The sequence below is a fragment of the Pseudomonas frederiksbergensis genome, from assembly GCF_900105495.1.
Taxonomy (GTDB): domain Bacteria; phylum Pseudomonadota; class Gammaproteobacteria; order Pseudomonadales; family Pseudomonadaceae; genus Aquipseudomonas; species Aquipseudomonas frederiksbergensis.
Genome location: NZ_FNTF01000002.1, coordinates 5,739,242 through 5,763,390, shown reverse-complemented (window position 1 = coordinate 5,763,390; position 24,149 = coordinate 5,739,242). Strand labels below are relative to the sequence as shown.

At 57.2% G+C, this 24,149-nt stretch carries 20 protein-coding genes; 13 read left to right on the top strand and 7 right to left on the bottom strand.

Annotated elements, in window-relative coordinates:
- Positions 1-37: 37 nt before the first annotated feature.
- Positions 38-805, bottom strand: coding sequence for an AraC family transcriptional regulator (locus BLW70_RS27135; RefSeq protein WP_074880831.1), 768 nt, complete (start codon positions 803-805; stop codon positions 38-40).
- 110 nt (positions 806-915) lie between these two features.
- On the opposite strand from BLW70_RS27135, the gene BLW70_RS27130 reads away from it, so the two are divergent.
- The 3 genes from BLW70_RS27130 to BLW70_RS27120 are packed head-to-tail and all read left to right on the top strand — an operon-like array spanning position 916 to position 2,667.
- A complete protein-coding gene (locus tag BLW70_RS27130) occupies positions 916-1,731 on the top strand; it encodes a sulfite exporter TauE/SafE family protein (RefSeq protein WP_074879253.1) in 816 nt (271 codons plus the stop codon).
- Between the two features lie 55 nt (positions 1,732-1,786).
- Positions 1,787-1,927 (top strand): hypothetical protein, encoded by a 141-nt coding sequence (locus BLW70_RS27125; protein WP_235865026.1) that lies wholly within the window; start codon positions 1,787-1,789, stop codon positions 1,925-1,927.
- 44 nt (positions 1,928-1,971) lie between these two features.
- A complete protein-coding gene (locus BLW70_RS27120; RefSeq protein WP_074879251.1) occupies positions 1,972-2,667 on the top strand; it encodes a DUF6933 domain-containing protein in 696 nt (231 codons plus the stop codon).
- 30 nt (positions 2,668-2,697) lie between these two features.
- Here BLW70_RS27120 and BLW70_RS27115 read toward each other — a convergent pair whose 3' ends face one another.
- Complete coding sequence (locus tag BLW70_RS27115) at positions 2,698-3,678, bottom strand: hypothetical protein (protein ID WP_074879249.1); 981 nt, start codon at positions 3,676-3,678, stop codon at positions 2,698-2,700.
- Positions 3,679-3,826: 148 nt separating this feature from the next.
- Here BLW70_RS27115 and arsA point away from each other — a divergent pair, with 148 nt between their 5' ends.
- Together arsA and BLW70_RS27105 are read left to right on the top strand one after the other, a co-directional pair.
- Positions 3,827-5,584 carry an arsenical pump-driving ATPase gene (gene arsA / locus BLW70_RS27110; RefSeq protein WP_074879247.1) on the top strand — a complete coding sequence of 586 codons (1,758 nt, stop codon included), beginning with the start codon at positions 3,827-3,829 and terminating at the stop codon, positions 5,582-5,584.
- 110 nt (positions 5,585-5,694) lie between these two features.
- Positions 5,695-6,153, top strand: coding sequence for an aspartate carbamoyltransferase (locus tag BLW70_RS27105; RefSeq protein WP_218022569.1), 459 nt, complete (start codon positions 5,695-5,697; stop codon positions 6,151-6,153).
- A gap of 131 nt (positions 6,154-6,284) precedes the next feature.
- On the opposite strand, the gene BLW70_RS27100 is transcribed toward BLW70_RS27105, so the two are convergent.
- Complete coding sequence (locus BLW70_RS27100) at positions 6,285-6,998, bottom strand: HNH endonuclease (RefSeq protein ID WP_074879243.1); 714 nt, start codon at positions 6,996-6,998, stop codon at positions 6,285-6,287.
- Positions 6,999-7,277: 279 nt separating this feature from the next.
- On the opposite strand from BLW70_RS27100, the gene BLW70_RS27095 reads away from it, so the two are divergent.
- Positions 7,278-7,766, top strand: coding sequence for a hypothetical protein (locus BLW70_RS27095; RefSeq protein ID WP_074879241.1), 489 nt, complete (start codon positions 7,278-7,280; stop codon positions 7,764-7,766).
- A 320-nt stretch (positions 7,767-8,086) separates the two neighbouring features.
- On the opposite strand, the gene BLW70_RS27085 is transcribed toward BLW70_RS27095, so the two are convergent.
- The 3 genes from BLW70_RS27085 to BLW70_RS27075 form a co-directional block, all read right to left on the bottom strand.
- Positions 8,087-9,337 carry a ribonucleotide-diphosphate reductase subunit beta gene (locus BLW70_RS27085; RefSeq protein ID WP_008034875.1) on the bottom strand — a complete coding sequence of 417 codons (1,251 nt, stop codon included), beginning with the start codon at positions 9,335-9,337 and terminating at the stop codon, positions 8,087-8,089.
- A 517-nt stretch (positions 9,338-9,854) separates the two neighbouring features.
- Positions 9,855-10,169 (bottom strand): hypothetical protein, encoded by a 315-nt coding sequence (locus BLW70_RS27080; RefSeq protein ID WP_074879237.1) that lies wholly within the window; start codon positions 10,167-10,169, stop codon positions 9,855-9,857.
- A gap of 190 nt (positions 10,170-10,359) precedes the next feature.
- Entirely contained in the window at positions 10,360-10,623 is a 264-nt protein-coding gene (locus tag BLW70_RS27075) for a DUF2790 domain-containing protein (protein ID WP_059404905.1), read from the bottom strand.
- A gap of 414 nt (positions 10,624-11,037) precedes the next feature.
- On the opposite strand from BLW70_RS27075, the gene acs reads away from it, so the two are divergent.
- From acs to argR, 7 genes are all read left to right on the top strand, one after another.
- The gene (acs, locus tag BLW70_RS27070; protein WP_074879235.1) at positions 11,038-12,993 is read left to right on the top strand and encodes an acetate--CoA ligase; all 1,956 of its coding nucleotides are present in this window, start codon (positions 11,038-11,040) and stop codon (positions 12,991-12,993) included.
- Positions 12,994-13,671: 678 nt separating this feature from the next.
- Positions 13,672-14,445, top strand: coding sequence for an ABC transporter substrate-binding protein (locus BLW70_RS27065; protein ID WP_007904821.1), 774 nt, complete (start codon positions 13,672-13,674; stop codon positions 14,443-14,445).
- 91 nt (positions 14,446-14,536) lie between these two features.
- Positions 14,537-15,226, top strand: a complete 690-nt coding sequence (locus BLW70_RS27060; RefSeq protein ID WP_008154330.1) for an ABC transporter permease — start codon at positions 14,537-14,539, stop codon at positions 15,224-15,226.
- On the top strand, positions 15,223-15,921 hold the full coding sequence (locus tag BLW70_RS27055; RefSeq protein ID WP_074879233.1) for an ABC transporter permease: 699 nt from the start codon (positions 15,223-15,225) through the stop codon (positions 15,919-15,921). The genes BLW70_RS27060 and BLW70_RS27055 overlap by 4 nt, the downstream gene beginning before the upstream one ends.
- A gap of 1 nt (position 15,922) precedes the next feature.
- Entirely contained in the window at positions 15,923-17,035 is a 1,113-nt protein-coding gene (locus tag BLW70_RS27050) for a succinylglutamate desuccinylase/aspartoacylase family protein (protein ID WP_074879231.1), read from the top strand.
- Between the two features lie 27 nt (positions 17,036-17,062).
- The gene (locus BLW70_RS27045) at positions 17,063-17,827 is read left to right on the top strand and encodes an ABC transporter ATP-binding protein (RefSeq protein WP_074879228.1); all 765 of its coding nucleotides are present in this window, start codon (positions 17,063-17,065) and stop codon (positions 17,825-17,827) included.
- A 243-nt stretch (positions 17,828-18,070) separates the two neighbouring features.
- Complete coding sequence (argR, locus tag BLW70_RS27040; protein ID WP_074879226.1) at positions 18,071-19,051, top strand: transcriptional regulator ArgR; 981 nt, start codon at positions 18,071-18,073, stop codon at positions 19,049-19,051.
- A 30-nt stretch (positions 19,052-19,081) separates the two neighbouring features.
- Here the strand turns inward: argR and BLW70_RS27035 are convergent, their stop codons facing one another.
- Complete coding sequence (locus tag BLW70_RS27035; RefSeq protein WP_074879224.1) at positions 19,082-23,947, bottom strand: dermonecrotic toxin domain-containing protein; 4,866 nt, start codon at positions 23,945-23,947, stop codon at positions 19,082-19,084.
- Positions 23,948-24,149: the final 202 nt, after the last annotated feature.

The window sequence follows — 24,149 nt, the reverse complement described above, 5'->3', positions numbered from 1 at the left end:
GTTTTGAGCGCGAAGCAAACTCATTTTTTGATCGGTTCTATCTCGTCCCGTCCAGCCAGTTCGTTGGCGCCTGTCCCAGCACGCGGCGGAACATCGTGGAAAACGCGGCCGGGCTGTCATAGCCAGAATCCAGGGCAATGCGCGTCACCGGTTCTCCCACCACCAGCCGCGCCAGCGCCAGTACCACGCAGGCTCGCTGGCGCCATTGGCTGAAGCTCAGGCCCGTCTGTTGGCGGAACAGGCGATTGAAAGTTCGCAGGCTGATATGCAAATGATCGGCCCATTGCTGTGGCGACTGATGAGCGTCGGGCTGCTGCACAAAGCCCTGGCACAACGCGAGCAGCCGCGCATCGACGGGCAGGGGAATGTGCAACGGCAGGTGAGTGCTGCGCGCCAGTTCATGCAGCAGCAAGCCGATCAGCGTACCGTCGCGCCCGCGCTCGTCATACGCCAGCGGGATCTCCACCGCCTCCATCAGCAAATGCCGCATCAACGGCGAAACGCTGATCACCTGACAACGATCCCCCAGATCCACCGCCCCCGGCTCGATGTACACACTGCGCGTGCTCACCCCCAGCATCAGCACTTCATGCGCCACTCCCGGCGGAATCCACACCGCCCGCTGCGGCGGCACCACCCAACTGCCGTCGTGCGTGCTCACCTGCATTACCCCCGTGGCGCCGTACAACAATTGCGCCCGCCGATGTGTATGACGAGGCAACAAATGGCCGTGGGAATAATCAGTACCGATGGCCACCACCGGCCGTGGCGTGTGGTCCAGCAGATCAATCGAAACATTGCGCATCGAGCAGTCCCAGTGGTTGGCGTAAACGCGAGCATTATTGGCTGACTTGCTGAAGCAGGCCAAGGCGCATCGCTCTATCGTCGACCGCTCTCAACCAACGGACGACCTCCATGTTCTATCTTCTGCTGGCACTCTTCGGCTGCATGACCGGCGTCACCGCAGTGCTGTTCGGCTTCGGCGGCGGTTTCGTCGTCGTGCCATTGCTGTACCGCATGCTCATGGCCAGCCACGGCACAGACGACCCCGTCAGCCAATCGGCGATGCACATTGCCGTGGCAACCTCGACCTGCGTGATGATCGTCAACGCAGCGATCGCCACCGGAAAACACTGCCGCGCCGGTAATCTCATTCGTCATTACCTGTGGCCGTTGGGCGGGTTTATCGGCGTGGGCGCGGTAGTGGGCGCCGTCGCGGCGATGTGGGCCAGTGGCGAGGTGATCCGCTATGCCTTCATCGCGTACCTGGGCGTGACCATCGCGGATTGCCTGTTGCGACGCGGCTTTCTTACAGCGCCAGACACCGCCATCCCACGGCGATTGGGAAGGGCAGAAGTGTCTGGCGGCGGTGTAGGAATCGGCACCATCGCCACGTTTCTCGGCGTAGGCGGCAGCGTCATGACCGTGCCGTTGTTGCGGCGTTGTGGGTTGAGCATGTCCCAGGCGACGTCCATGGCCAATCCGCTAAGTTTGCCCGTGGCGCTGGCCGGGACGCTGACTTACATGGCCATGGCTGGGTTTACCGAGTTTGATCTTGGGCCGTGGTTTGTTGGCTATGTGGATGTGATGGCGTTTGCGGTGTTGACGGTGGGGTCGCTGGTGGGGATTCGGTTGGCCACGCCGTGGATTGGGCGGATACCGGATCGAATGCATGCGCGGGTGTATGTTGGTTTACTGGTTTTGGTGATGCTGGGTATGTGGGTCAAGTGATCGGGATAAGGATATCGTCCGGACTTTCGACCCCTCCAGTCGTTCTAGTGCACTCATGGCTTTGCGATTGATGGTCAAGCACGACTTGCTGACCGATGCGGAGCTGTCGGTTCTCAGCGAAGCGGCAAGGGAGGAGATTGCTGACGTTATTCGCCAGCCCGATAAGCTTGAATGGGTTGAAGAGAACGTACGGTAGGACTGAAGATAGTTATCAACCAGCCCTTTATAAGAGAAAGATGGATGTGGATCTTCAATTGCACCGAAGCGGCAAGTAACTTCTTCAGCCGCGTGCACAAGGGTAAAAAAATCAGCCCGGTGGACAAACCGCCATCGTCCGTCATTGAAGATGATGTGCCTGATGAGTCAGCGGAACAGTGGCTGGTTCACGCCGTCACTGTTCAACGCAAGCATGTGTTGTACGTCATTCACGTAAAAACTCGTTATTGCATGATTTTTGCGGACGCGAAAAAAGCGGACATCGTAGGTTTCGTTCAACGTTTTTCCGAGCGTTGGATAAACGGCGTGATTCAGCATGCGGGGCAACACGACATACTTCATTGGTTCAACGATGAACTGATAGCGGAGCGATTCCAAGAGAGTTGTCGCGAGTACGTGTTTTACAAGCGCGGACATCGCGGTGCGCAGAAACACATCAATGACATCGCCTGGGTGTTTGAGGGATGTGCCGCCGAACAAGGTTCTTTACCCCCCGACGAGTTCTCGGCAGGCCGCTTCGATGCCGACATGAACAACTACCTGAGAGGTGGTAAAGAGCATAAGGATTACTTCTTCCCGGATGAGGAAATGATCGTTCACTGGTTAAGCCGTTACGGCGGCCTTGATGAGCTTGGCATACAAGCAGCCCGTGAGCGGCACAAGGAAGCGAAACGGGAGATTCGGGAGGCCGTAAGGCAGCTTAATCTCGAAGCGCAATGAGCCGTCGCAATGACGCCGTGCCCCGATCCTTTAACCTTTGAGCCCCGGCGCCTCACGAATAATAAAGTGATCCAGGTTCTCAATATTCGCACTGAACACCCCGAACGTCTGCTCGGGGTTTTTCTTGCTCGGTACCTGCTTCAACTCCGGTGTCACACCATAAAAGAAGCAATACAACTCTTTCCCGCTCTCACTGGCGTGCTTGATCTCTTCCAGAAACGCTTTGCGTTTGCGGTAGTTGTCGATCAGCTTTTTGCTCAGGTAAACGTTGACTGAATAAGGCTTCTTCTTCGCCTCGTCGGCTTGCTTGAACCAGACCTTCTGTTCGAAATCGATGCGAAAACTCTGCGTGTAATCCTTGATCTCCTTGATCTTGCCCCAGTAAATCAGCCCCTTGTTGTCCTGCAGATACTCGATCTTCTTGAAGAACGACCCATAAGGCGCCGTGTGCTCGCCAATCTTCAGCGGCATGCGCTTGAGCAACTCCTTGTCCTCGAAGTTCGACACAAAACACTCCACCGGGTGGGCGAAGACACTGGTCTTGTCCGGTGCTGATTGGCGACTCGGGTGTTCGACGTCACTGGCCGCTGAAGGCGGTTTCGGATCGTCCCGCATCACATCAGCCGCCACCGCCAGGTTCGACGGCTTACGCACATACTCACGCCGCGTCAGCAACAACTCCGACGGGAAATGCTCCTCGCGACTGTCATCCGTTTCCGCACCGTCCACACCTGACGCCGACGCCTTGAGACTGACATAAGGACAATCCGCCACATGCCGGGTGCTGGGCGTGTTCTTGAAGTGCGGGGTGCGAACGTAATTCACGTTTTTGGCGTTGAACGTCGTCAACACATTCGCCGCATCGAAGGTCAAACGGCAGGCATCGTTGGGGCACTGGAAGTGCTCTTTGGCGGAGTCGAAATCCATGGTCTCGTCGAAATTCAAATCGCGCACGTCATAGATCGACAGCTTGTCGTCGAGGCTGAGGCAGTAGGCGAGGTCGAATTTCATGGCGGGCTCGGGTCCTTGAGTGGGGAAGGGTATTAATAGCGGGAGGTGGGGCGGGTTGCACTGAATGTTTTTCAGATAAAGTTGGCGCTGCTGAGCATCGGTCTAAACTCTGAGCCTCAATTGTGCTCCGTAGCGAGGCTAACGTGCCATGCAGTCCACCATCAAACTGCTCGATCAGCCCACCCAATATATGTTCTTCACTGGCAAGGGCGGGGTTGGCAAAACGTCGGTTTCCACTGCGGTATCAATCGCCTTGGCTGATGCAGGCAAGAAGGTGCTGCTGGTTAGCACAGACGCGGCCTCTAACCTTGATGAGATGCTCGGTGTCGAGCTGAGCAATCAGCCTGTAGCGGTGCCGAACGTGCCTGGAATGTTCGTGCTCAACATCGACCCCGGGACCGCTGCCATCGACTACCGGGCCCGGGTGGTCGAGCAAATGGGCGCCCAGACCAGCGATCAAGATATTGCTCTGGTGCGAGAGCAACTCTCGGGAGCATGCACGACCGAAATCGCAACGTTCGATGAGTTCTCCCACCTCCTGTCACAGGGGGGCGCGGCCTATGATCATGTCGTGTTCGATACCGCGCCCACGGGGCACACGCTCAGGCTGTTGAGCCTGCCCAAAGCGTGGAGCGGATTTTTGGAAGGCAATGATCGTGGTGCGTCATGCCTGGGGCCGCACTCGGGGTTGAAAATGCAGGAGCAGCTTTTCAATCAGGCGTTGGCGGCGCTGAACAATCCAGCCCTGACCACCGTTGTGCTAGTGGCTCGCCCTGACAAAGGCGCACTGGGCGAGGCTGCGCGTTCCTCCGACGAGCTCCGTGAGTTGGGTCTGGAAAACCAGCGTTTAGTGGTGAACGCTGTGTTCAAACGCAGCGACTTGAATGACCCGATCGCAGCCGCCATCGAAGCGATCGGCCAGCAGGCGCTCGACGAGATGCCCACGTCGCTGCGCCAGCTTTCAGCCGACTACATTTCGCTCAAGGCTGTAGATTCCGTTGGCTTGCCCGCGCTCCGCAGTCTGCTTTCCCCGGAACTTGCCAGGCCAACAACGGCTGCAACACAAGCGCGCTCACCCCTGGAACATCACACCCTCTCGGAACTGGTTGCCGAGCTTGCAAATGACGAGCGCGGGTTGATCATGGTCATGGGCAAAGGGGGAGTAGGCAAAACCACCATTGCCGCCGCCATCGCCCTGGGCCTGGTACAGCACGGCAAGTCCGTGCACCTGAGCACCACGGACCCTGCGGCGCATCTGGCGGTGACCCTCAACGCCGATGTGCAAGGGCTCGACGTTGGCCGCATCGACCCCAAGGTCGAGACCCAAAAATACGTGGACAAGATCGTCGCCTCCCGCGCGCCGACCCTGACGGACGATGAAATAGCCTTGCTCATCGAGGATCTACGATCCCCCTGCACCGAAGAGGTCGCGGTCTTCCACGCGTTCTCCCGCGTGGTTGCTCAAGCCAGAACGTCGTTCGTGGTGCTGGACACCGCCCCCACGGGTCACTCACTGCTACTGATGGATGCCACAGGCGCCTATCACCGCCAGATGGTTCGGGAATTCAAAGGCGACTCGGACCACATCGTCACGCCTTTGATGCGCCTGCAAGATGCGCACTACACCAAAATCATCCTGGTGACGCTGCCCGAAGCCACACCGGTGTCTCAGGCGGCAGCACTGCAGGATGACTTGCGCAGGGCCAAAATCGAACCGTTTGCCTGGGTGGTCAATAAGTCTCTATTGGCCACAGACACCGATGACCCGCTGCTGCGAGCGCGCCTGGACAGTGAGCGCAAGCAGATGGCGCGGGTTGCAGGCCAAACCAGCCACGATGTCATCGTGGTGCCCTGGACGGCGGAGCCACCTGTTGGGGTCGCAGCGCTGAAGCGCCTGTTGGATTGACGCGCCAGCGTCGGCTCACCCCCTTCCAACATCGGAGAAAGACCGTGCTAAAAGCCGCCATCGCCTCAATCGTTCTCTCGGCGCTTGCTGCAAACCTTCACGCTCAGACCATGGATCATTCGAACGACGCGCAACGGCAAGCCGAGGTTGCAGGTCGCAGCAAGGATGTCATGCCGTTCAGCCTCGCAGCGACGACCCATGTCTTCACCAAGACCGCTGAAGGCGGCATTCAGCAAGTGGTCGTCAAAAAGCCTGCGGATGCTGCCCAAGTGCAGTGGGTTCGCCAGCACCTTCAAGACATCCGCGAGCGGTTTCTCAAGGGCGACTTCTCAGGTCCGGCGCACATCCATGGCCAAGACATGCCTGGCCTGGCAGACCTGAAAGCCGCCAAGCCTGGGCAAATGGCGATCACCTACAAAGACATCGAAGATGGCGCCGAATTGGCCTTCAAGACCTCGGATCCAGCCTTGATAGCGGCGCTTCACCAGTGGTTTGATGCCCAGCTTTCCGACCATGGCAAGGACGCGATGGAAGGAGACGCACATCATAGCGAGATGATGAACAAGTGAACGAGGGGCCATGGGCGGCGATCGGCTTAGGCTGGGTAAAAACGTTGTAGAGCAGGTTTGACAGTCAGAACCAGAACAAAAATCGCTCGCCGTCTTCGTGCGCATGTGCCGATGAAGTTCTACAGGCCCAATCACTCAAACTTCAACCGTTCCACCTTCTGAAACAGTGAGGCAGTGAACTCATCCCGGTCACCGGAATGGTGACAACGTCGATGACAGTTCGGACACAGCGCCACGGCATTGCTTGGCCGATCCGAACCGTCCTGTGCCAAATGCTTAACGTGATGGACCTCAAGAAACGGCCTGCCATCCTTTTCAAACGGAGCAGGCTCGCCACAGCCTTCGCATCTACCGTTAGCCTGTTGGCGAACCCAAGCTCTTACCTCAGGATCGCGAACATAAGATTTTCCGCTGGACTGAGTCTGTTCTGGTCTCTCAATCCCTTTCGGCACGTCTTTAATCGGTTGTTTTTCAAGTTTGGCAGATCGCCTTTCCAGCGTTGCCTCGTCCGCCGTCGGGGCAAAATCCTCAGGTGTCAAAGTACTTGGAGCGTTGAGCGCTTCTCGAATGCTTCGCGCTACATTGGCGCCGACATTCTTGGCGGGTTTGTAGCCCGCAATGCGAGCTCGACCCAACTCCTCCAGCACGGTAGAGATGTTCTGCATCCGAAACTCAACCGACCCTTTGGTCCGTCCGGCTAAGGCTCCCTCACGCAGGATGCGGTTCTCCTCAGTCTTAACGACTTTCTGACCACTCTGCTCGCGGGACAACATGCTGAGATAGGCATCAACCGCAGCCTGAATCTCCACGTCACTCCAATCGCTGTTGCTCTTTTCCGTGTCCATAAAATCGCCGAGGGCTGAATACCCTCGGACGATACTGAGTGGCCATTACGACTGTCTACGAAAATTCCTACGTAAAAGACCGACGAATCGCTCAATTGATCCTACAAAGACGCCGCCACTAACTACCGAATGCTTCGAAGACTGAAAATCAAGCACATAAGCAGTATGTAGGACGTATCCGAAAACTCCGTAAGCCTTTTTTGCTTTTCCTGTGGCAGGACCTACAACAGCACGAAATAAAGGACTATCCATGCCATTACTCAAATAAAGGACTTTTTCATGAAACTGGAACGAAGTCAGTATTTTGGTCGTCATGGAATTTCTTTCGTTATCGTGCACTTTACGGTTGAGCCGAGTGATCGAGGCCGACTTAGAGAGCTTTATCTATACGAGACGAAAACTGCACATTTTGAAGTTAATAATTTAGTAGTCGACCTCTACGAACGAATGCTCGCAAAGGACCGGCTTTGCGCCATGATGGTCGGGATATCCAGCCCGTTGACTCGGGCACACGCGGATACGCTCAATGAACAGCGGATGAGCATTGCCAATATGACCGCTGGTGTCTTCGGTGCTGCTGTGGCTCGAGTTCTGCCTTACGGTTTTATTTCTGGTCCTGTGTTAGGTAAAGCAGGTCATATGTTTGCGCTTGAGCAGTTGCCGACTTATCACGCGGGTGATGTGATTGTCAGTGTCGATGCAAGAGCCCAAGGCGGCATAGGCCCCCAGCATTCGACTTCATCGATGATTATCAAGGCAAAAGGTTGAGGCAAGCGATGAGTGAATATTTGGGCTACGGGCTATTGTTGGGTATTGCTCTCATTCTGGGGTTTTTCGTTAGACCGTACCGGTACAGGAAATGGTTGGGTATCAGCGCATTTGTCTTGGGTGGGGTGGCTGCTTTTATAGTGGTGCCAAAGATCGATGGGTTTGATCTTGACGCTTTGCCGATCATGCTTCTTTCTTTCGGTGCAGGTCTTTTTTTTGATAGGCATCGATACAGTAATGATGATTAGAACTGCATTTCTAATGGATAAAAAAAGACCGCCTTTCGGCGGTCTTTTCACGAGTGCTCGGTTCAGCCGGAATCAATCCCAGCTCAACGCCCCACCAGTCTGATACTCAATAACCCGAGTCTCAAAGAAGTTCTTCTCTTTCTTCAAGTCCATAATCTCGCTCATCCAAGGGAACGGGTTAGTCGTCCCTGGGTACTCTTCCTTCAACCCAATCTGCGACAGACGACGGTTAGCGATGAACTTCAGGTAGTCCTCCATCATCGCTGCGTTCATGCCCAACACCCCACGAGGCATGGTATCCCGTGCGTATTCGATTTCCAGCTGAGTGCCCTGCAGAATCATCTGCGAAGCTTCTTCCTTCATTTCAGCGTCCCACAAGTGTGGGTTTTCGATTTTGATCTGGTTGATCACGTCGATGCCGAAGTTCAGGTGCATGGATTCGTCGCGCAGGATGTATTGGAACTGCTCGGCGACGCCGGTCATTTTGTTGCGGCGGCCCATGGAGAGGATCTGGGTGAAGCCGCAGTAGAAGAAGATGCCTTCCAGAACGCAGTAGTAGGCGATCAGGTTGCGCAGCAACTCTTTGTCGGTTTCGACGGTGCCGGTTTCGAACTTCGGATCGGAGATCGAACGGGTGTATTTGAGGCCCCAGGTGGCTTTTTTCGCGACCGATGGGATCTCGTGGTACATGTTGAAGATCTCGCCTTCATCCATGGCCAACGATTCGATGCAGTACTGGTAGGCGTGGGTGTGGATCGCCTCTTCGAAGGCCTGGCGCAGGATGTACTGGCGGCATTCCGGGTTGGTGATCAGGCGGTACACGGCCAGCACCAGGTTGTTGGCAACCAGGGAGTCGGCGGTGGAGAAGAAGCCGAGGTTGCGCATGACGATGCGGCGCTCGTCGTCGGTCAGGCCTTCCGGGTCTTTCCAGAGGGCGATGTCGGCGGTCATGTTGACTTCTTGCGGCATCCAGTGGTTTGCGCAACCGTCCAGGTACTTCTGCCAGGCCCAGTCGTACTTGAAGGGTACGAGTTGGTTAAGGTCGGCGCGGCAGTTGATCATGCGCTTTTCGTCGACGGCCACACGGGCGGAGGCGCCTTCGAGTTCGGCGAGGCCTTCGGCGATGTCGAGGTTGTCCAGGGCAGCTTTTGCACGGGCGATTGCGGCGGAGTCGGACGCGGTTACAGCGCGGGCTTCTTGAGCCGCGACGCCACCGGCGGTGTCGAGGCGGTCCATGTTGGCTTCAGTTGCGTGGCCAGCGTTGGCGCCTTTTACAACGGTTTCGCCGCTGTCTTCTTTGTCGAATTCGTCCCAGCTCAGCATGACGTGTCGTCTCCTGCGTGAGGGCCAGATGCCCGTGTGAAAACTGATTGGTTGGTTTTTCACACGGCCGTACTGGCCGCGTTGGATAGCGTTTTTTGCAGCGGTACACGCAGGCAAATAAACATAAATTTGTACGGGGTTCCGAGAGCCTCTGACGGGCGCAGAAATCGGTGAAGACTTCGGCGTGGGCTTCAGACTGGCTGTTATCCCTGTAAGGGAATATTGCAGGCCCGTTTAAGGCGGCATTATAGGGAAATTTTCGCGGTCGTGGTGGGGCGAATCCGCGCATGCAGCGGTCGAGAAGGCGGGTTTTTCGGTCGGAGCGAGGGTTTATAGGGCTTTGGCTGGATGTCGGGCGTGAAGATTTTTTTTCATAAATTTTGGCCAACTATTTTTTTGTTCAAAAAACAGCCAGAAAACTGCGTTTTTCACTACATGTTGTGTTTTGAGTCAATTTTCGATGCTCCCAGACACAACTAAGCCCGACCGAAGCCGGGCTGTGAGTTCGCATTCAGGATCAGCTGAGGCGGGCAGCACCCACGTGGTCGGAACCATCCGCTGCGACCTTGGCTGCACCAGTGTGGTCGAAGCCGTCAGCAGCGACTTTGGCGGCGCCAGTGTGATCAAAACCGTCAGAAGCGAGTTTGCCTGCACCGACGTGATCGGCACCATCGGCAGCGAAAGACGCCGAGCCGGTATGGTCGTAACCATCAGAAGCGACAGCCGCTTCGGTAGTGAAAAATGCCGAGCCGGTACGGTCGTAGCCGCCAGCGGCGAAGGTGTTAGCGGCCAGGACAGAGAGGGTCAGGGCGAGGATCAATTTGGTTTTCATGGTAGTGGCTCCAGGTTCGTTGGCGTTTTGTGCCTTGGGTGTGTGGAATTCATACTACGCCAGCTAATTTGATTAAAAAGCGCAAATAAGCGCTTAAACCAATCGTATAATTCGATACATAAGGTTCGGCGCTTCATCTGCCTTAATAGCGGGCGGGTGGGTCGAACCTTGGGATGGTGAGAGCGGGTGATTAGCCGTTAGAGCAGCCGTTACCCATGACGCTGTAGCGAAGAATGTGGCGTTGGCCTTTGGAGTCGTCGTATTCCATTTTCGCCGGAACAACTTCGCAGACGTTCGGGATTTCGCTCATGGAGATAACTTTGGCGATGTCCAGGTGAGTGGAGTAAGTGTATTCCTCAACGGCGGGTTGCTGCTGTGCGACATCAGTCGGGGCCTCGTCTGCCATGGCGGTTGCGCACAGGCTGCTGAGGGCCAGAACTAATAAAGCTTTCATTTCAGATTTACCTTTTAGAGGTCGAATGGGGTCACGCAACCTTTTTGGGGTTGCGTGTAGAACTTAAGTACTGGTTTTGGATTAACTGCCTTCGTGGGGGCTGCAACTTGGTTAATCACGTTGCCTGGTTGGCGAGGCTGATTTTAGGCGTGGGGTTTACATTCATATAGCCGTGCTTTTGATAAACACTATTGGCGGATCCTGTAACAATCCTTGAAAAGCGACCTTTGGTTGGCTGATGAAGCCAATGTCATAAATGCCCAAAGCCCCTGAAATCACCGCTCTTGAGCGCATCGGTGAGGTATAGCCACATTTTGTAGGGGCTTGTTACTACCATCGTCGAATGGTTCTATAGGCCCGGCCCGGCTACAACTGGGGTCATACAAAAACAACTATTCCACCGAGGTAACAAAGATGAGTGCGGCTTCTCTGTATCCCGTTCGTCCCGAGGTTCTGGCCAACACGCTGACTGACGAGGCGACCTACAAGGCCATGTACCAGCAGTCCGTCGTTAACCCGGACGGCTTCTGGCGCGAGCAAGCCAAGCGCCTCGACTGGATCAAGCCTTTCACCACGGTGAAACAGACTTCCTTCGACGATCACCATGTCGACATCAAATGGTTCGCCGACGGCACCCTGAACGTTTCCTACAACTGCCTCGACCGTCATCTGGCCGAACGCGGCGATCAAGTGGCGATTATTTGGGAAGGGGATGACCCTGCCGAAAGCCGCAACATCACCTATCGCGAGCTGCACGAACAAGTCTGCAAGTTCGCCAACGCCTTGCGCGGCCAGGATGTGCACCGCGGCGACGTGGTGACTATCTATATGCCGATGATCCCCGAAGCCGTGGTCGCCATGCTGGCGTGTGCCCGGATCGGCGCGATTCACTCGGTGGTGTTCGGTGGTTTCTCGCCGGAAGCCCTGGCGGGTCGGATCATCGACTGCAAATCCAAAGTGGTGATCACCGCCGACGAAGGCATTCGTGCCGGTAAGAAGATTTCGCTCAAGACCAACGTCGACGATGCGCTGACCAACCCGGAAACCAGCAGCATCCAGAAAGTCATCGTGTGCAAGCGCACCGGTGGCGACATCAAGTGGAACCAGCATCGCGACATCTGGTACGAAGACCTGATGAAGGTGGCGGGCAGTGTCTGCGCGCCGAAAGAGATGGGCGCTGAAGAAGCGCTGTTCATCCTTTATACCTCCGGCTCGACCGGCAAGCCGAAGGGCGTGCAGCACACCACCGCCGGCTACCTGTTGTACGCGGCGATGACTCACGAACGCGTGTTCGACTACCGTCCGGGCGAAGTCTACTGGTGCACCGCCGACGTCGGTTGGGTCACCGGCCACAGTTACATCGTCTACGGCCCGCTGGCCAATGGCGCGACCACGCTGCTGTTCGAAGGTGTGCCGAACTACCCGGACATCACCCGGGTGGCGAAAATCGTCGACAAGCATAAGGTCAACATCCTCTACACGGCACCAACGGCGATCCGCGCGATGATGGCGTCGGGCAAGGCCGCCGTTGAAGGTGCCGATGGCAGCAGCTTGCGTCTGTTGGGTTCGGTCGGTGAGCCGATCAACCCGGAAGCGTGGGATTGGTACTACAAGAACGTCGGCCAGTCCCGTTGCCCGATCGTCGATACCTGGTGGCAGACCGAAACCGGCGGCAACATGATGAGTCCGTTGCCGGGTGCGCATGCGCTCAAGCCGGGTTCGGCGGCACGTCCATTCTTCGGTGTAGTGCCGGCGTTGGTGGACAACCTGGGCAACATCCTCGAAGGCGTGGCCGAGGGCAACCTGGTGATTCTGGATTCGTGGCCAGGCCAGGCGCGCACGCTGTATGGCGACCATGACCGCTTCGTCGACACCTACTTCAAGACGTTCAGCGGCATGTACTTCACCGGTGACGGTGCGCGTCGTGATGAAGACGGTTACTACTGGATTACCGGTCGCGTGGATGACGTGCTCAACGTGTCCGGCCACCGCATGGGCACCGCCGAGATCGAGAGCGCGATGGTCGCCCACCCGAAAGTCGCCGAAGCGGCCGTGGTCGGTGTGCCGCACGACATCAAGGGGCAGGGCATCTATGTCTATGTCACGTTGATCGGTGGCGAAGAGCCAAGCGAGCAACTGCGCCTGGAGCTGAAAAACTGGGTGCGCAAGGAGATCGGTCCGATTGCCTCGCCGGATGTCATCCAGTGGGCGCCGGGGCTGCCGAAAACCCGTTCGGGCAAGATCATGCGCCGCATTCTGCGCAAGATTGCCACGGCCGAATACGATGGGTTGGGGGATATTTCCACCCTGGCCGATCCGGGTGTGGTGCAGCACTTGATTGATACGCACAAGACCATGAACGTCGCTTAACCCGCCGTTCCTGAGTCACCAAAGCCCCGCCCGGCATTGCGCCTGGCGGGGCTTTTTATTGTCTGGGGTTTCGATCGTTCCCACGCTCCGCGTGGGAATGCTGCCATGGACGCTCCGCGTCCGCCGTTGAGCTGTGACGCAGAGCGTCACGGGATGCATTCCCACGCGGAGCGTGGGAACGATCGACGGAGGAGCCAATAATTATCGATTTCGCTTGTAGGGTGTTTCCCACTGTTACCCGTCACCGTTCAAGTAACTGAATGTGTAACCGTGCGTCCAATAACGAGGCATTGGGAAACGCAAAGCCCCGTTTCAAGGCCTCTGAACCTGCCATAAAAAATAAGACACAACGCTGCGCTTGCCGGATTAGAAGGGTTTGCCAATAATAGGCCCGCAATTTGCAGCATAGATCGGTTCACTGTCTTTTGCTCTTGCATGAATTTGCAAGGCTGTCAACGCGCCCAAGCGGCTTTCTCGGTGCTTCTGTAATTAGTTGTCGCATTGAAGAAATATCGGCTTCGGGCCTGTCGTTAGAATGCCGATCACTCGCTCGTTGTTGCTCGCGTTGAAAAAAGCGCGCAATTGCTCCGACGCAGCACCGCTTTGCGGTTCCACTCATTCGCATATTGGGCTATCGCTCACTCTGCCGTTTTAGCCCTTTACCGATGGAGTCCCAAGATGAAGAAACTCGTGCTGCTTGGCGCCCTGGCACTGTCCGTGCTGTCCCTGCCGACTTTCGCCGATGACAAGCCCGTAAAAATCGGTATCGAAGCAGCTTACCCTCCGTTCGCCTCCAAGGCGCCGGACGGCAGCATCGTTGGTTTCGACTACGACATCGGCAATGCGCTGTGCGAAGAGATGAAGGTCAAGTGCGTATGGGTCGAGCAAGAGTTCGACGGCCTGATCCCGGCACTCAAAGTGCGCAAGATCGACGCGATCCTGTCGTCCATGTCGATCACTGAAGACCGCAAGAAGTCCGTGGACTTCACCAACAAGTACTACAACACTCCGGCTCGCCTGGTCATGAAGGCCGGCACTCCAGTCAGCGACAGCCTGGCTGAGCTCAAGGGCAAGAACATCGGCGTGCAACGTGGTTCGATCCACGAGCGTTTCGCCCGTGAAGTCCTGGCTCCGCTGGGTGCGGAGATCAAGCCTTACGGCTCGCAGAACGAAATTTACCTCGACGTGGCTGCTGGCCGCCTCGACGGTACCGTGGCAGACGCTACGCTGCTGGATGACGGTTTCCTGAAAACCGACGCTGGCAAAGGTTTCGCCTTCGTTGGCCCGGCGTTCACCGACGTCAAATACTTCGGCGACGGCGTCGGTATTGCTGTTCGCAAGGGTGACGCGCTGAAAGACAAGATCAACACCGCGATCACTGCCATTCGTGAGAACGGCAAGTACAAGCAAATCCAGGACAAGTACTTCGCCTTCGATATCTACGGCAAGTAATACGCCCCGGCGACAAGACCGAAATGGCGCAAGCAACAGGATCTCTGAGGTTTGCGCCATTTTTTCATCCCCCTTTTCGAGGACCTGAATCATGTTGAAAGGCTACGGGGCTGTCATCCTCGATGGTGCATGGCTGACGCTTCAGCTCGCCTTGTCGTCCATGGTCCTGGCCATTGTTCTGGGTCTGATCGGCGTTGCGCTGCGTCTGTCCCCGATTCGCTGGCTGGCCTGGCTGGGCGACCTGTATTCCACGGTGATCCGCGGGATTCCCGACCTGGTGTTGATCCTGCTGATTTTCTACGGCGGTCAGGACCTGCTCAACCGCGTCGCGCCGATGCTCGGCTTTGACGACTACATCGACCTGAACCCGTTGGCCGCCGGTATCGGCACCCTGGGCTTCATCTTCGGTGCGTACCTGTCGGAAACCTTCCGCGGTGCCTTCATGGCAATCCCCAAAGGTCAGGCAGAAGCGGGCATGGCGTACGGCATGAGCAGTTTTCAGGTGTTCTTCCGGGTGTTGGTGCCACAGATGATTCGCTTGGCGATTCCGGGTTTCACCAACAACTGGCTGGTACTGACCAAGGCCACCGCGCTGATTTCGGTGGTGGGGCTGCAAGACATGATGTTCAAGGCCAAGCAGGCGGCAGATGCCACCCGCGAGCCTTTCACCTTCTTCCTCGCAGTAGCGGCAATGTACCTGGTGATCACCAGCGTCTCGTTGCTCGCATTGCGTCACCTTGAGAAGCGCTACTCGGTAGGCGTAAGGGCGGCTGATCTATGATCTTCGACTACAACGTCATTTGGGAGGCCCTGCCGCTGTACTTCGGCGGCCTGCTGACCACTCTCAAATTGCTCGCGCTGTCGCTGTTTTTCGGTTTGCTGTGCGCGTTGCCGCTGGGCTTGATGCGCGTGTCGAAAAACGCGGCCGTCAACATGAGCGCCTGGCTCTACACCTACGTGATCCGCGGCACGCCGATGCTGGTGCAGCTGTTTTTGATCTACTACGGTCTGGCGCAGTTCGAAGCGGTTCGTGAAAGCTTCCTTTGGCCATGGCTGTCCAGCGCGACGTTCTGTGCGTGCCTGGCCTTCGCGATCAACACCAGCGCCTACACAGCTGAAATCATCGCCGGCAGCCTGCGCGCTACGCCGAACGGTGAGATCGAAGCGGCCAAGGCGATGGGCATGTCGCGCTACAAAATGTACAAGCGCATCCTGCTGCCGTCGGCCCTGCGCCGGGCGCTGCCGCAGTACAGCAACGAAGTGATCATGATGTTGCAGACCACCAGTCTGGCGTCCATCGTGACCCTGATCGACATCACCGGTGCCGCGCGCACGGTCAACGCTCAGTACTACTTGCCGTTCGAAGCCTACATCACCGCCGGCGTGTTCTACCTGTGCCTGACGTTCATTCTGGTGCGGATGTTCAAACTGGCCGAGCGCCGCTGGCTGGGCTATCTGGCCCCGCGGAAGCACTGATATGGAACGCATCGATCATTCATTGCCGTGGAGCCACTTGGGCAGCGAACGCCAGATTTCGGTGTTCCGCTTCGGCAGTGGCGAGCGCAAGGCCTACATCCAGGCCAGCCTGCACGCCGATGAACTGCCGGGCATGCGCACGGCCTGGGAGCTGAAAAAGCGCCTGACCGAACTCGAAGCCCAAGGCTTGCTCAACGGTGTGATCGAACTGGTGCCGGTGGCCAACCCATTGGGCCTCGGCCAACTGCTTCAGGGCAATCATCAAGGGCGTTTCGAGGCGGGCAGCGGCAAGAACTTCAACCGGGATTTCGTCGAGCTGAGCGCGCCAGTGGCCGCCGAGCTGGACGGGCACCTGGGTGATGATCCGCACGCCAATATTCAGCTGATCCGTCAGGCCATGAGCGATGTGCTCGCCGCATTGCCGCCCGCCGCCAGTCAGTTGCAAGGCATGCAGCGCATTTTGCTCAGCCATGCCTGCACCGCTGACGTGGTGCTGGACCTGCATTGCGATGCCGAAGCGGCGCTGCACATGTACGCCTTGCCGCAACACTGGCCGCAATGGCGTTCGTTGGCCGCGCACCTGGACGTGAAGGTGGGCCTGCTGGCGGAAGATTCTGGCGGCAGTTCGTTTGACGAAGCCTGCTCGCTGCCGTGGTTGCGTTTGTCGCGTCTGTTTCCGGATGCACAGATTCCCCTGGCTTGCCTGGCGACTACCATTGAACTGGGTGGTCAGGCCGATACCGGTCGCGCTGAAGCCAGCGCATACGCCGAAGGCATTCTGGCATTCCTTGCCGAGCAAGGCTTGATCAGCGGCGAATGGCCAAAACCTGCGCAAGACGCTTGCGAAGGCATGCCGTTCGAAGGCACTGAATTGCTGTTCGCGCCGCATCCTGGCGTGATCAGTTACTTGCGTAAACCCGGTGAGTGGATTGACGCCGGCGATGAGATTTTCGAAGTGATCGATCCGTTATCGGATCGGGTCAGCACGGTGTGTGCTGGTACGTCCGGGGTGCTGTTTGCCATTGAACGGCTGCGTTATGCCCAACCCGGTTTCTGGCTGGCCAAGGTGGCGGGGCGCGAAGCGCTGCGTCACGGGCGCTTGCTCAACGACTGACTGACTGTTTTTGTGAGAACCGACCGCATGTACAAGCTTGAAGTCCAAGACCTGCATAAACGCTATGGCAGTCACGAAGTGCTCAAGGGCGTGTCCCTGAAAGCGGCGGCTGGCGATGTGATCAGCATCATCGGCTCCAGTGGCTCCGGCAAAAGTACTTTCCTGCGCTGCATCAACCTGCTCGAGCAACCGCATGCCGGCAAGATTCTGCTCAACAATGAAGAGCTGAAACTGGTCGCCAACAAGGAAGGCGCGCTGAAGGCGGCCGACCCGAAACAGCTGCAACGCATGCGTTCGCGCCTGTCGATGGTGTTCCAGCATTTCAATCTGTGGTCGCACATGACCGCGATGGAAAACATCATGGAAGCGCCGGTCCATGTGCTTGGCATGTCCAAGACCGAAGCCCGCGAGAAGGCCGAGCACTACCTGAACAAGGTCGGTGTGGCCCATCGCAAAGACGCTTACCCGGGCCACATGTCCGGCGGCGAGCAGCAGCGTGTGGCGATTGCCCGTGCGCTGGCGATGGAGCCTGAGGTGATGCTGTTCGACGAACCGACTTCGGCTCTCGACCCTGAGTTGGTCGGTGATGTGCTGAAAGTCATGCAGGCCCTGGCGCAGGAAGGCCGGACTATGGTGGTGGTGACGCACGAAATGGGCTTCGCCCGTGAAGTGTCGAACCAGCTGGTATTCCTGCACAAAGGTGTCGTCGAAGAAAGCGGCAACCCGCGTGAGGTGCTGGTCAATCCACAGTCCGAACGCCTGCAACAATTTTTATCCGGCAGCTTGAAATAATCAGGACTGCCGTTGTGCACCGCGATAGTGCATGCTTCGCGATTTAGAGGCCGGCCCCGATCCCTGTGGGAGCTGGCCTGCCAGCGATAGCGGTGGGTCAGTTTGCATCTGGCACAGACTCACCGCCATCGCTGGCAGGCCAGCTCCCACAATTTGATCTCCATCGGTTTCAAGATTTGTGTTCATTTACAGGCTAGCCTTGGCCCATGCCTTCATTCTGTTCTTTGTTTCGGATTGCCCGCCATGACTGCCCATCGAATTGGTTTCCTGATTTGGCCCAGCACTAAAGCACTGACGCTTGCGCTGGCTGAGGAGGCCTTGCGTGTTGCCCAGCGTGTGCATCCTGACGTTGTCTACGAACTGTCGTTTTTGCAGGCCGAACCGCCGACCGAAGGCGCCTGGCAATTGCCCGGTGAACCGTGGGCCGGCAAGCTCGAAAACTTCCAGAAACTGTTCCTGCTCGCCGACGAGCCGCCGACCTCGCTCGCGCCGGCGCTCAGCAGTGGGCTGAAACAACTGGTGCGCGCCGGGTGTGTAATCGGCGGGTTGTCTGCCGGTGTTTACCCATTGGCGCAACTGGGTTTGCTCGACGGTTATCGCGCCGCCGTGCATTGGCGTTGGCAAGACGATTTCACCGAACGTTTCCCGAAAGTCATTGCTACCAGCCATCTGTTCGACTGGGATCGCGATCGCCTGACCGCGTGCGGCGGCATGTCGGTACTCGATTTGCTGTTGGCTGTACTGGCCCGCGACCACGGCGCCGAACTGGCCGGTGCGGTATCCGAAGAGTTGGTGGTCGAACGCATCCGCGAGGGTGGCGAACGCCAGCGCATTCCGCTGCAGAACCGCCTCGGTTCCAGCCATCCGAAGCTCACGCAAGCCGTGCTGCTGATGGAAGCCAACATCGAAGAGCCGTTGACCACCGACGAAATCGCCCAGCATGTGTGCGTGTCCCGTCGGCAGCTCGAGCGAATCTTCAAGCAATACCTCAATCGTGTGCCGAGCCAGTACTACCTGGAACTGCGCCTGAACAAGGCCCGGCAGATGTTGATGCAAACCAGCAAATCGATCATCCAGATCGGCCTGTCGTGTGGCTTCTCCTCGGGGCCGCACTTCTCCAGCGCCTACCGCAATTTCTTCGGTGCCACACCGCGGGAAGATCGCAACCAGCGGCGCAGCAGCAGCCCGTTCGAATTGTCGTCGGTGCCCTCGGAGCGTGGGTGACCGGGCAACACGTCACCTGCCGAGGCTGGTTTACTCCTCTGTTTCCGAGCCTTCAGACGTCGAGACCTCCATTTCTCCTCGATTGATCACTTCTTCCACACCAAAGTCTATGCCCGTCCGTTCGAAGTAACCGATCAGCCGTACCAGGCTCTCTTCGGAGAATCGATTACCTCGAAAACTGATGTTTTCAGCGACTTCCGCCGGCAGTTCCATCACGTCGCTGGGGACTTCGGTAATGGCGTTGCCACTGAGGTCGGCCCAGTCCAGTTCTGCCATTTGCAGCAGGCCGGGCGGTATTTCGGTGATGCCGGTGTCATTCAGCAGTACGGTAGCGAGCTCCGTCATCTGGCTCAGGTCTGGCGTTTGCCCCAGGGGGTTGTGGGCCAGATCGAGATAATCGAGCTGTTCCATACCCGCCAGCGCACTGGCTGATTCCGCTGACAGTCTGACGCGGCACTCCGGAAGTGACAGCGACCGCAGTTGACCCATCTTGAACACCGCATCGGGAATGTTGCCCAGATTACAGTCGCGCAGTCGCAGGCTTTTGAGGTGGGTGAACGACTCCAGAAAATGCCCGATGCGGGTCACTCCGTCGACGCTGCGCAACTCCAGCGATGTCACATGACTGAAGTCGGCGTTCAGGGTCGGCAGCTCGCCGTTAATGTCGGACTCGAAAAAGAGTTCATAGGTGGGCTCCAACGCCTCATTGAAATCATCCACTTCGCTTTCATGCCGCCAGCACTGCTCCAGCGTCTGTTTGAACTGGTCGCGGTTCATATGTTCGACAAGCTGTTGTTGAGCGGTGAACGGTTCACCCGTCAACGGGTGTTGGGCCGGAAGGTCGGAAGTCCATGCCGCCAGGTCGTTGCTCAGTTGAGCCAACTCCGCTTCAAGGTGTGTCAGCTCGATCCGACCGTCAGCCAGAGTGCCGGCCAATTCATAGACAAACTCGCTCGCCTGTTCGACCTCCAGGTTCGGGTACAGCGCCCTGACTCGGTTGATGTCCGCCTCTGGGGCATAGATGCCCAAATCGTATGAGCTGCTGAAGTAGTGATGCTTGATCAGTTGTCGGGCGTTATCCGAAAGCGGATTGTGCGTCAGGTGTATTGCGCGCTTGGTGTACACCGGGCTTTCGAACAATTGCGCAGGCAGCTCACTGATCTTGTTGTGTAGCAGCTTGGCGGTATCAAGTTTGGGGTGGCGAACTACGCTGTCGGGAATGCCGGTCAGGCCGGTACGGCTCAGGTCCAGGTAAACAAGCTCAGGCATGGATTCGACACTGGGCACCATAGTGAACGGGTTCTGGTACAGGTCCAGCTTGACCAGTTTGTTCAATGAAGACAGTTTCGCCCAATTGTCTGCATCGAACCTGATTGCGCAGTCGCTTAACACCAATGCATCCAGGTTAGCCATCTGAGGAATGGCCTCTGGGAGGGTGGTCAGGGAAAAGCGTTTTAAATCGAGTCGGCGCAAATTGGTGAAACGCTGAAGAAACTCGGGGACACCCTGCACAGCACGACTGCCTTCAAGGGTTAGCGACGACACGTGGGAGAAATCGGCCGTCAGCGTGGGTAGATCACCAAGAATCGGCTCGGCAAATCTGAGCGCATAACGCGGCGTGTCATTCGGGCCATCGAGGTCCCGTTCTGATTGTCGACGCCAGCTGCGCTGGATTTCCTGAGCCAGCAGTCTGCGATTGTGTCGAGCGGCCTGTCGTTCCAGTTCGCTCAGCGGAGCTCGGGTTTGCGGGTGGACAGTGGGCGAGTCAGTTATCCAGGTGTTCAATTCCTGATGCAGTCGCGAGAGCTCGCGGGCCAGACGTGAGATCTCTATGCGAGCGCCATCTGGATGCGTTTGCAACTGCTGAACGACAGACCGGAGTTCCTCCTCGGTAAGGCTGGGGTAAACCTCGCGAACACGCTCGTTGAGCGATGACGTCGGGGAGGGCATGCGCCGGTATCCATCGGAGCCGCCAGGCAAGCGCATGGTCGTCGGATCATAGAACGGTTTTCGATTGGGATTTTTCGCGAACAGCTTGCGAAGTGCCGGTTGGTTTGATGCGTGTTCGGCGATGCGCAGTTTGAGTGCCAGGGCATTTGTGATCGATGGGCTCAACGCATTGCGCTGCGCCTGTGACAACGCCTGAAAAAGACCCTGATAAAAATCACCGGGCACCGATTCGCTGTCTTGATAAACCTGATAGGTGCCGTCTTCGGCGCGCACCAGCGTTTTCAGGATCGGCGCATCGGCCAGGCCAATGCTGTCGCGCACAAGTCCGTAATAGGTGTAATCCCTCACTTCAATCCGCAGTTCGGCGGGAAAACCGGGCAGTGAATTCAGGCTTTGCAAGGCCAGTCGGTGGGTGTCGGTGTTGTCCAGAACGTCGGAATAAAGGCCTTCGCAGGCTCGGGTTGCGCGTACGGCCTCCATGGCTTTCAGAGCTGCCTCCTTCAGCCGCGGGGGCGTGCGACCGTTGTGCAGTAGGCGTAACTCGGTCCCGGTTGCATTGCTCACCAACTCTTGCGCGACATCGGTCGGCAAACCCTTCACATCGTCGAGCAATCGCTGAACGTGCCGATCATCGGTTTTTTCCTGTGCGCGGTAGCGGGTCTCGAACAGCGATTGGTGGTGCTTTCGGGCGAGTTCGGCCGTTTGTTTTCTGAAGGCTTGCGTTTGGTTTTGCGGTGCAGGCATTGGCGTGTCGACGGGCCACGAGTCGTAGCTGCTCAGCAGTTGATGTTGCAGGGTTACATCGGCCTTGCGATAGCGCTCGGGTTGGTCGCTGCTGATCTGTTCGATAAAGGTTTCGATGTCCCGATTGATCCTGAAGCGCTTGATCGTGTCTGTCAGCAGCGAAGGCGGACGATAATGTTCGACATGCATTTCGCGCATGACGTCGTCGTGGTAACCGCTGACCCTCAGGATCCGTTCGCGCTCGGCATTGGTGAACGACTCGACGTTATGGCCGAGGCGGCGCATGACCTTTTCCCGGTCCCAATTCAGCGGTTGCTCCAGTTCTGTATGCCAGGCGCCGTGGTTGTTATGCCGCAGAGGTGGCTGATAAGCATCAGTTCGGTTCGGATGCTCAATCTGAAACGTGCCTGACACGCGGTCGGGCTTCACGGCATACAGTTTTCCCTCCAGTGGCAGCAGCGTCTTGCCTTCGTTTTGATAGAGGCCGAGATGATCGGGTTTTACGCCTTCCGGCAAAACGAGTGCTTGTTCGTAAGGCTTGAGATCCGGCTTCCAGTAACGGGTTTTTCCGTCGGGTGTTGTGACGGGTTTGAGTGGGTCGACAAGGGCAATGGCTTCACGAGAGAGCAGAGGGCTGAGGGTCCGGGTAGCGATGGCGCCGCCCACTGCAAATGTCCCCACCTGAACCACCGTTTCGACGAACGTCACCAGATGCCCGAGCGCTTCTTTTTTCAGCCCTTCAGCCAGGTCGACTATGCCTTCGAAGGTTTCGTCGAGTAACTGGTAGGCCATGTAGCCGAGCATCAATTCGCCGAGAAACGGGACGAAAGGCAAGGCAACGAACGTCGCGATTTCAAGGATCGTCGAGGCGACTTTGCTCAAGGTATTCCACAAGGCCCAGCGCGCGTCACTGTCTACAGAGGCGGTGGAGACGGCGATTGTGCTTGCATCGTTGAGGATCTTGTTGAGCTGTCGCTGATAGAGATGGTTCCACAGATCCGCTCTGAACGGGATCGCCGAAAATCGCAAATCAGACTTGTCGATGGGCGTTTCGCGCCAGCTCGGCAGTGGGTCGCCATATCGGTGTTGATGCCAGGTCACGCTCTGGAGGCGACGGTTAAGGTCCGCGAAAAAGTGTCCTCTTTCCTTGTGGTCGACGAAGCGACTGAAAAACGTTTGATAAGCGGGCGAGTGCAGTTTGCGGGTCAGTTCGGCCATGAACGCCAATGTGTCTGGATATTCCTTGAGAGGATGCTCTGGATCATCGGGAATGTAGGCGATGATCCGTGTTGCCGAGCGTGCGCGCTCCAGGCTCGCCGCGAAAATGACAATACCGGTCAGCGAGGAGGACATCATTGTCAGGTCGTGACCATACAGCGGCTGCCCACCCAGTCGAGCACCCGAACGCCCTTCCAGAATGCGCTGGATCGAGAGATAGGCATCCGCTGGGATGTCCTTTCGGATTTGCGCTATCTGCAGCGCAGTTTTGAGTGCTGTTTTGTGCGAGCCGATCACCTTTGATTTCATTACCGCGCCCGCTACAGGGTTGGACAGCCCCAGATTGTCCTTGAGGTAAGCGGTGTACCGGGCGCCGATATCCAGTTCCCGGCATAACCGGGTAAAGGCCGGGATAGTGAGCTTTTGCTTGATCGCCGGCAGCGTATCGAACTGCCCTGTGGGCGAAGGTTGGGTGATAAACGTCGAGGCCGGTTCGTAAGCCCCTGCCGCAGTTTCCGATTCCTGAAAGTTATGCAGGACGGCGTCGAGCATCGACACAGTCCAGGTGCGCGCCGCGCCAGTCTTGATTCCGAGAAGCGGCACGGTTTGAGGGATGTACAGGCGCAGGAAGGTGGTTTTGACGTCCAGATCCAAGTCAAACCGGGTTTTCAGGGCGTCGCTCAGCAGCGGTTCGGCAAAGGCTTGTGCGCTTTGCAGGTTCGACAGCATTGAGTCCAGACGATTTCGATGGGTCCAGTGTTCATGGCTGAGCTTTTTCAGCGACTGGTGCTGCAACGGTGTTGCGGTGCCAATCCAGTCCTGGCTCATAGACGTGGCGTTCTTGAGGGCGCTGTGTGTACTGGACGATGCTTCTAATACCCAGGCTGGCAGGTTGTTGAACAGGTGATGGTAGTGATCGTCCGGTTGCGTAGCGGATTCGCTGTTTCCCGTAGTGGAAAGACGATCGTTCTCGTATCGGCTCATGCGCTATTCCCTTAGCGTTTTGAATGAGCCGCCAGCAAAACAGACGATGATCGGTTCCGTGCGGTACATATTTACCGCACCGCTCGACAACCCTGCCTATAACCTGTGCCGGCAGTTTAAACTGCGCCTTTGCGACGCTATATGTCGCATTGCCGTAAACCCGGCTGAAACCGGGGTTTGCGCTATAAGAAGTTGTCGCTTG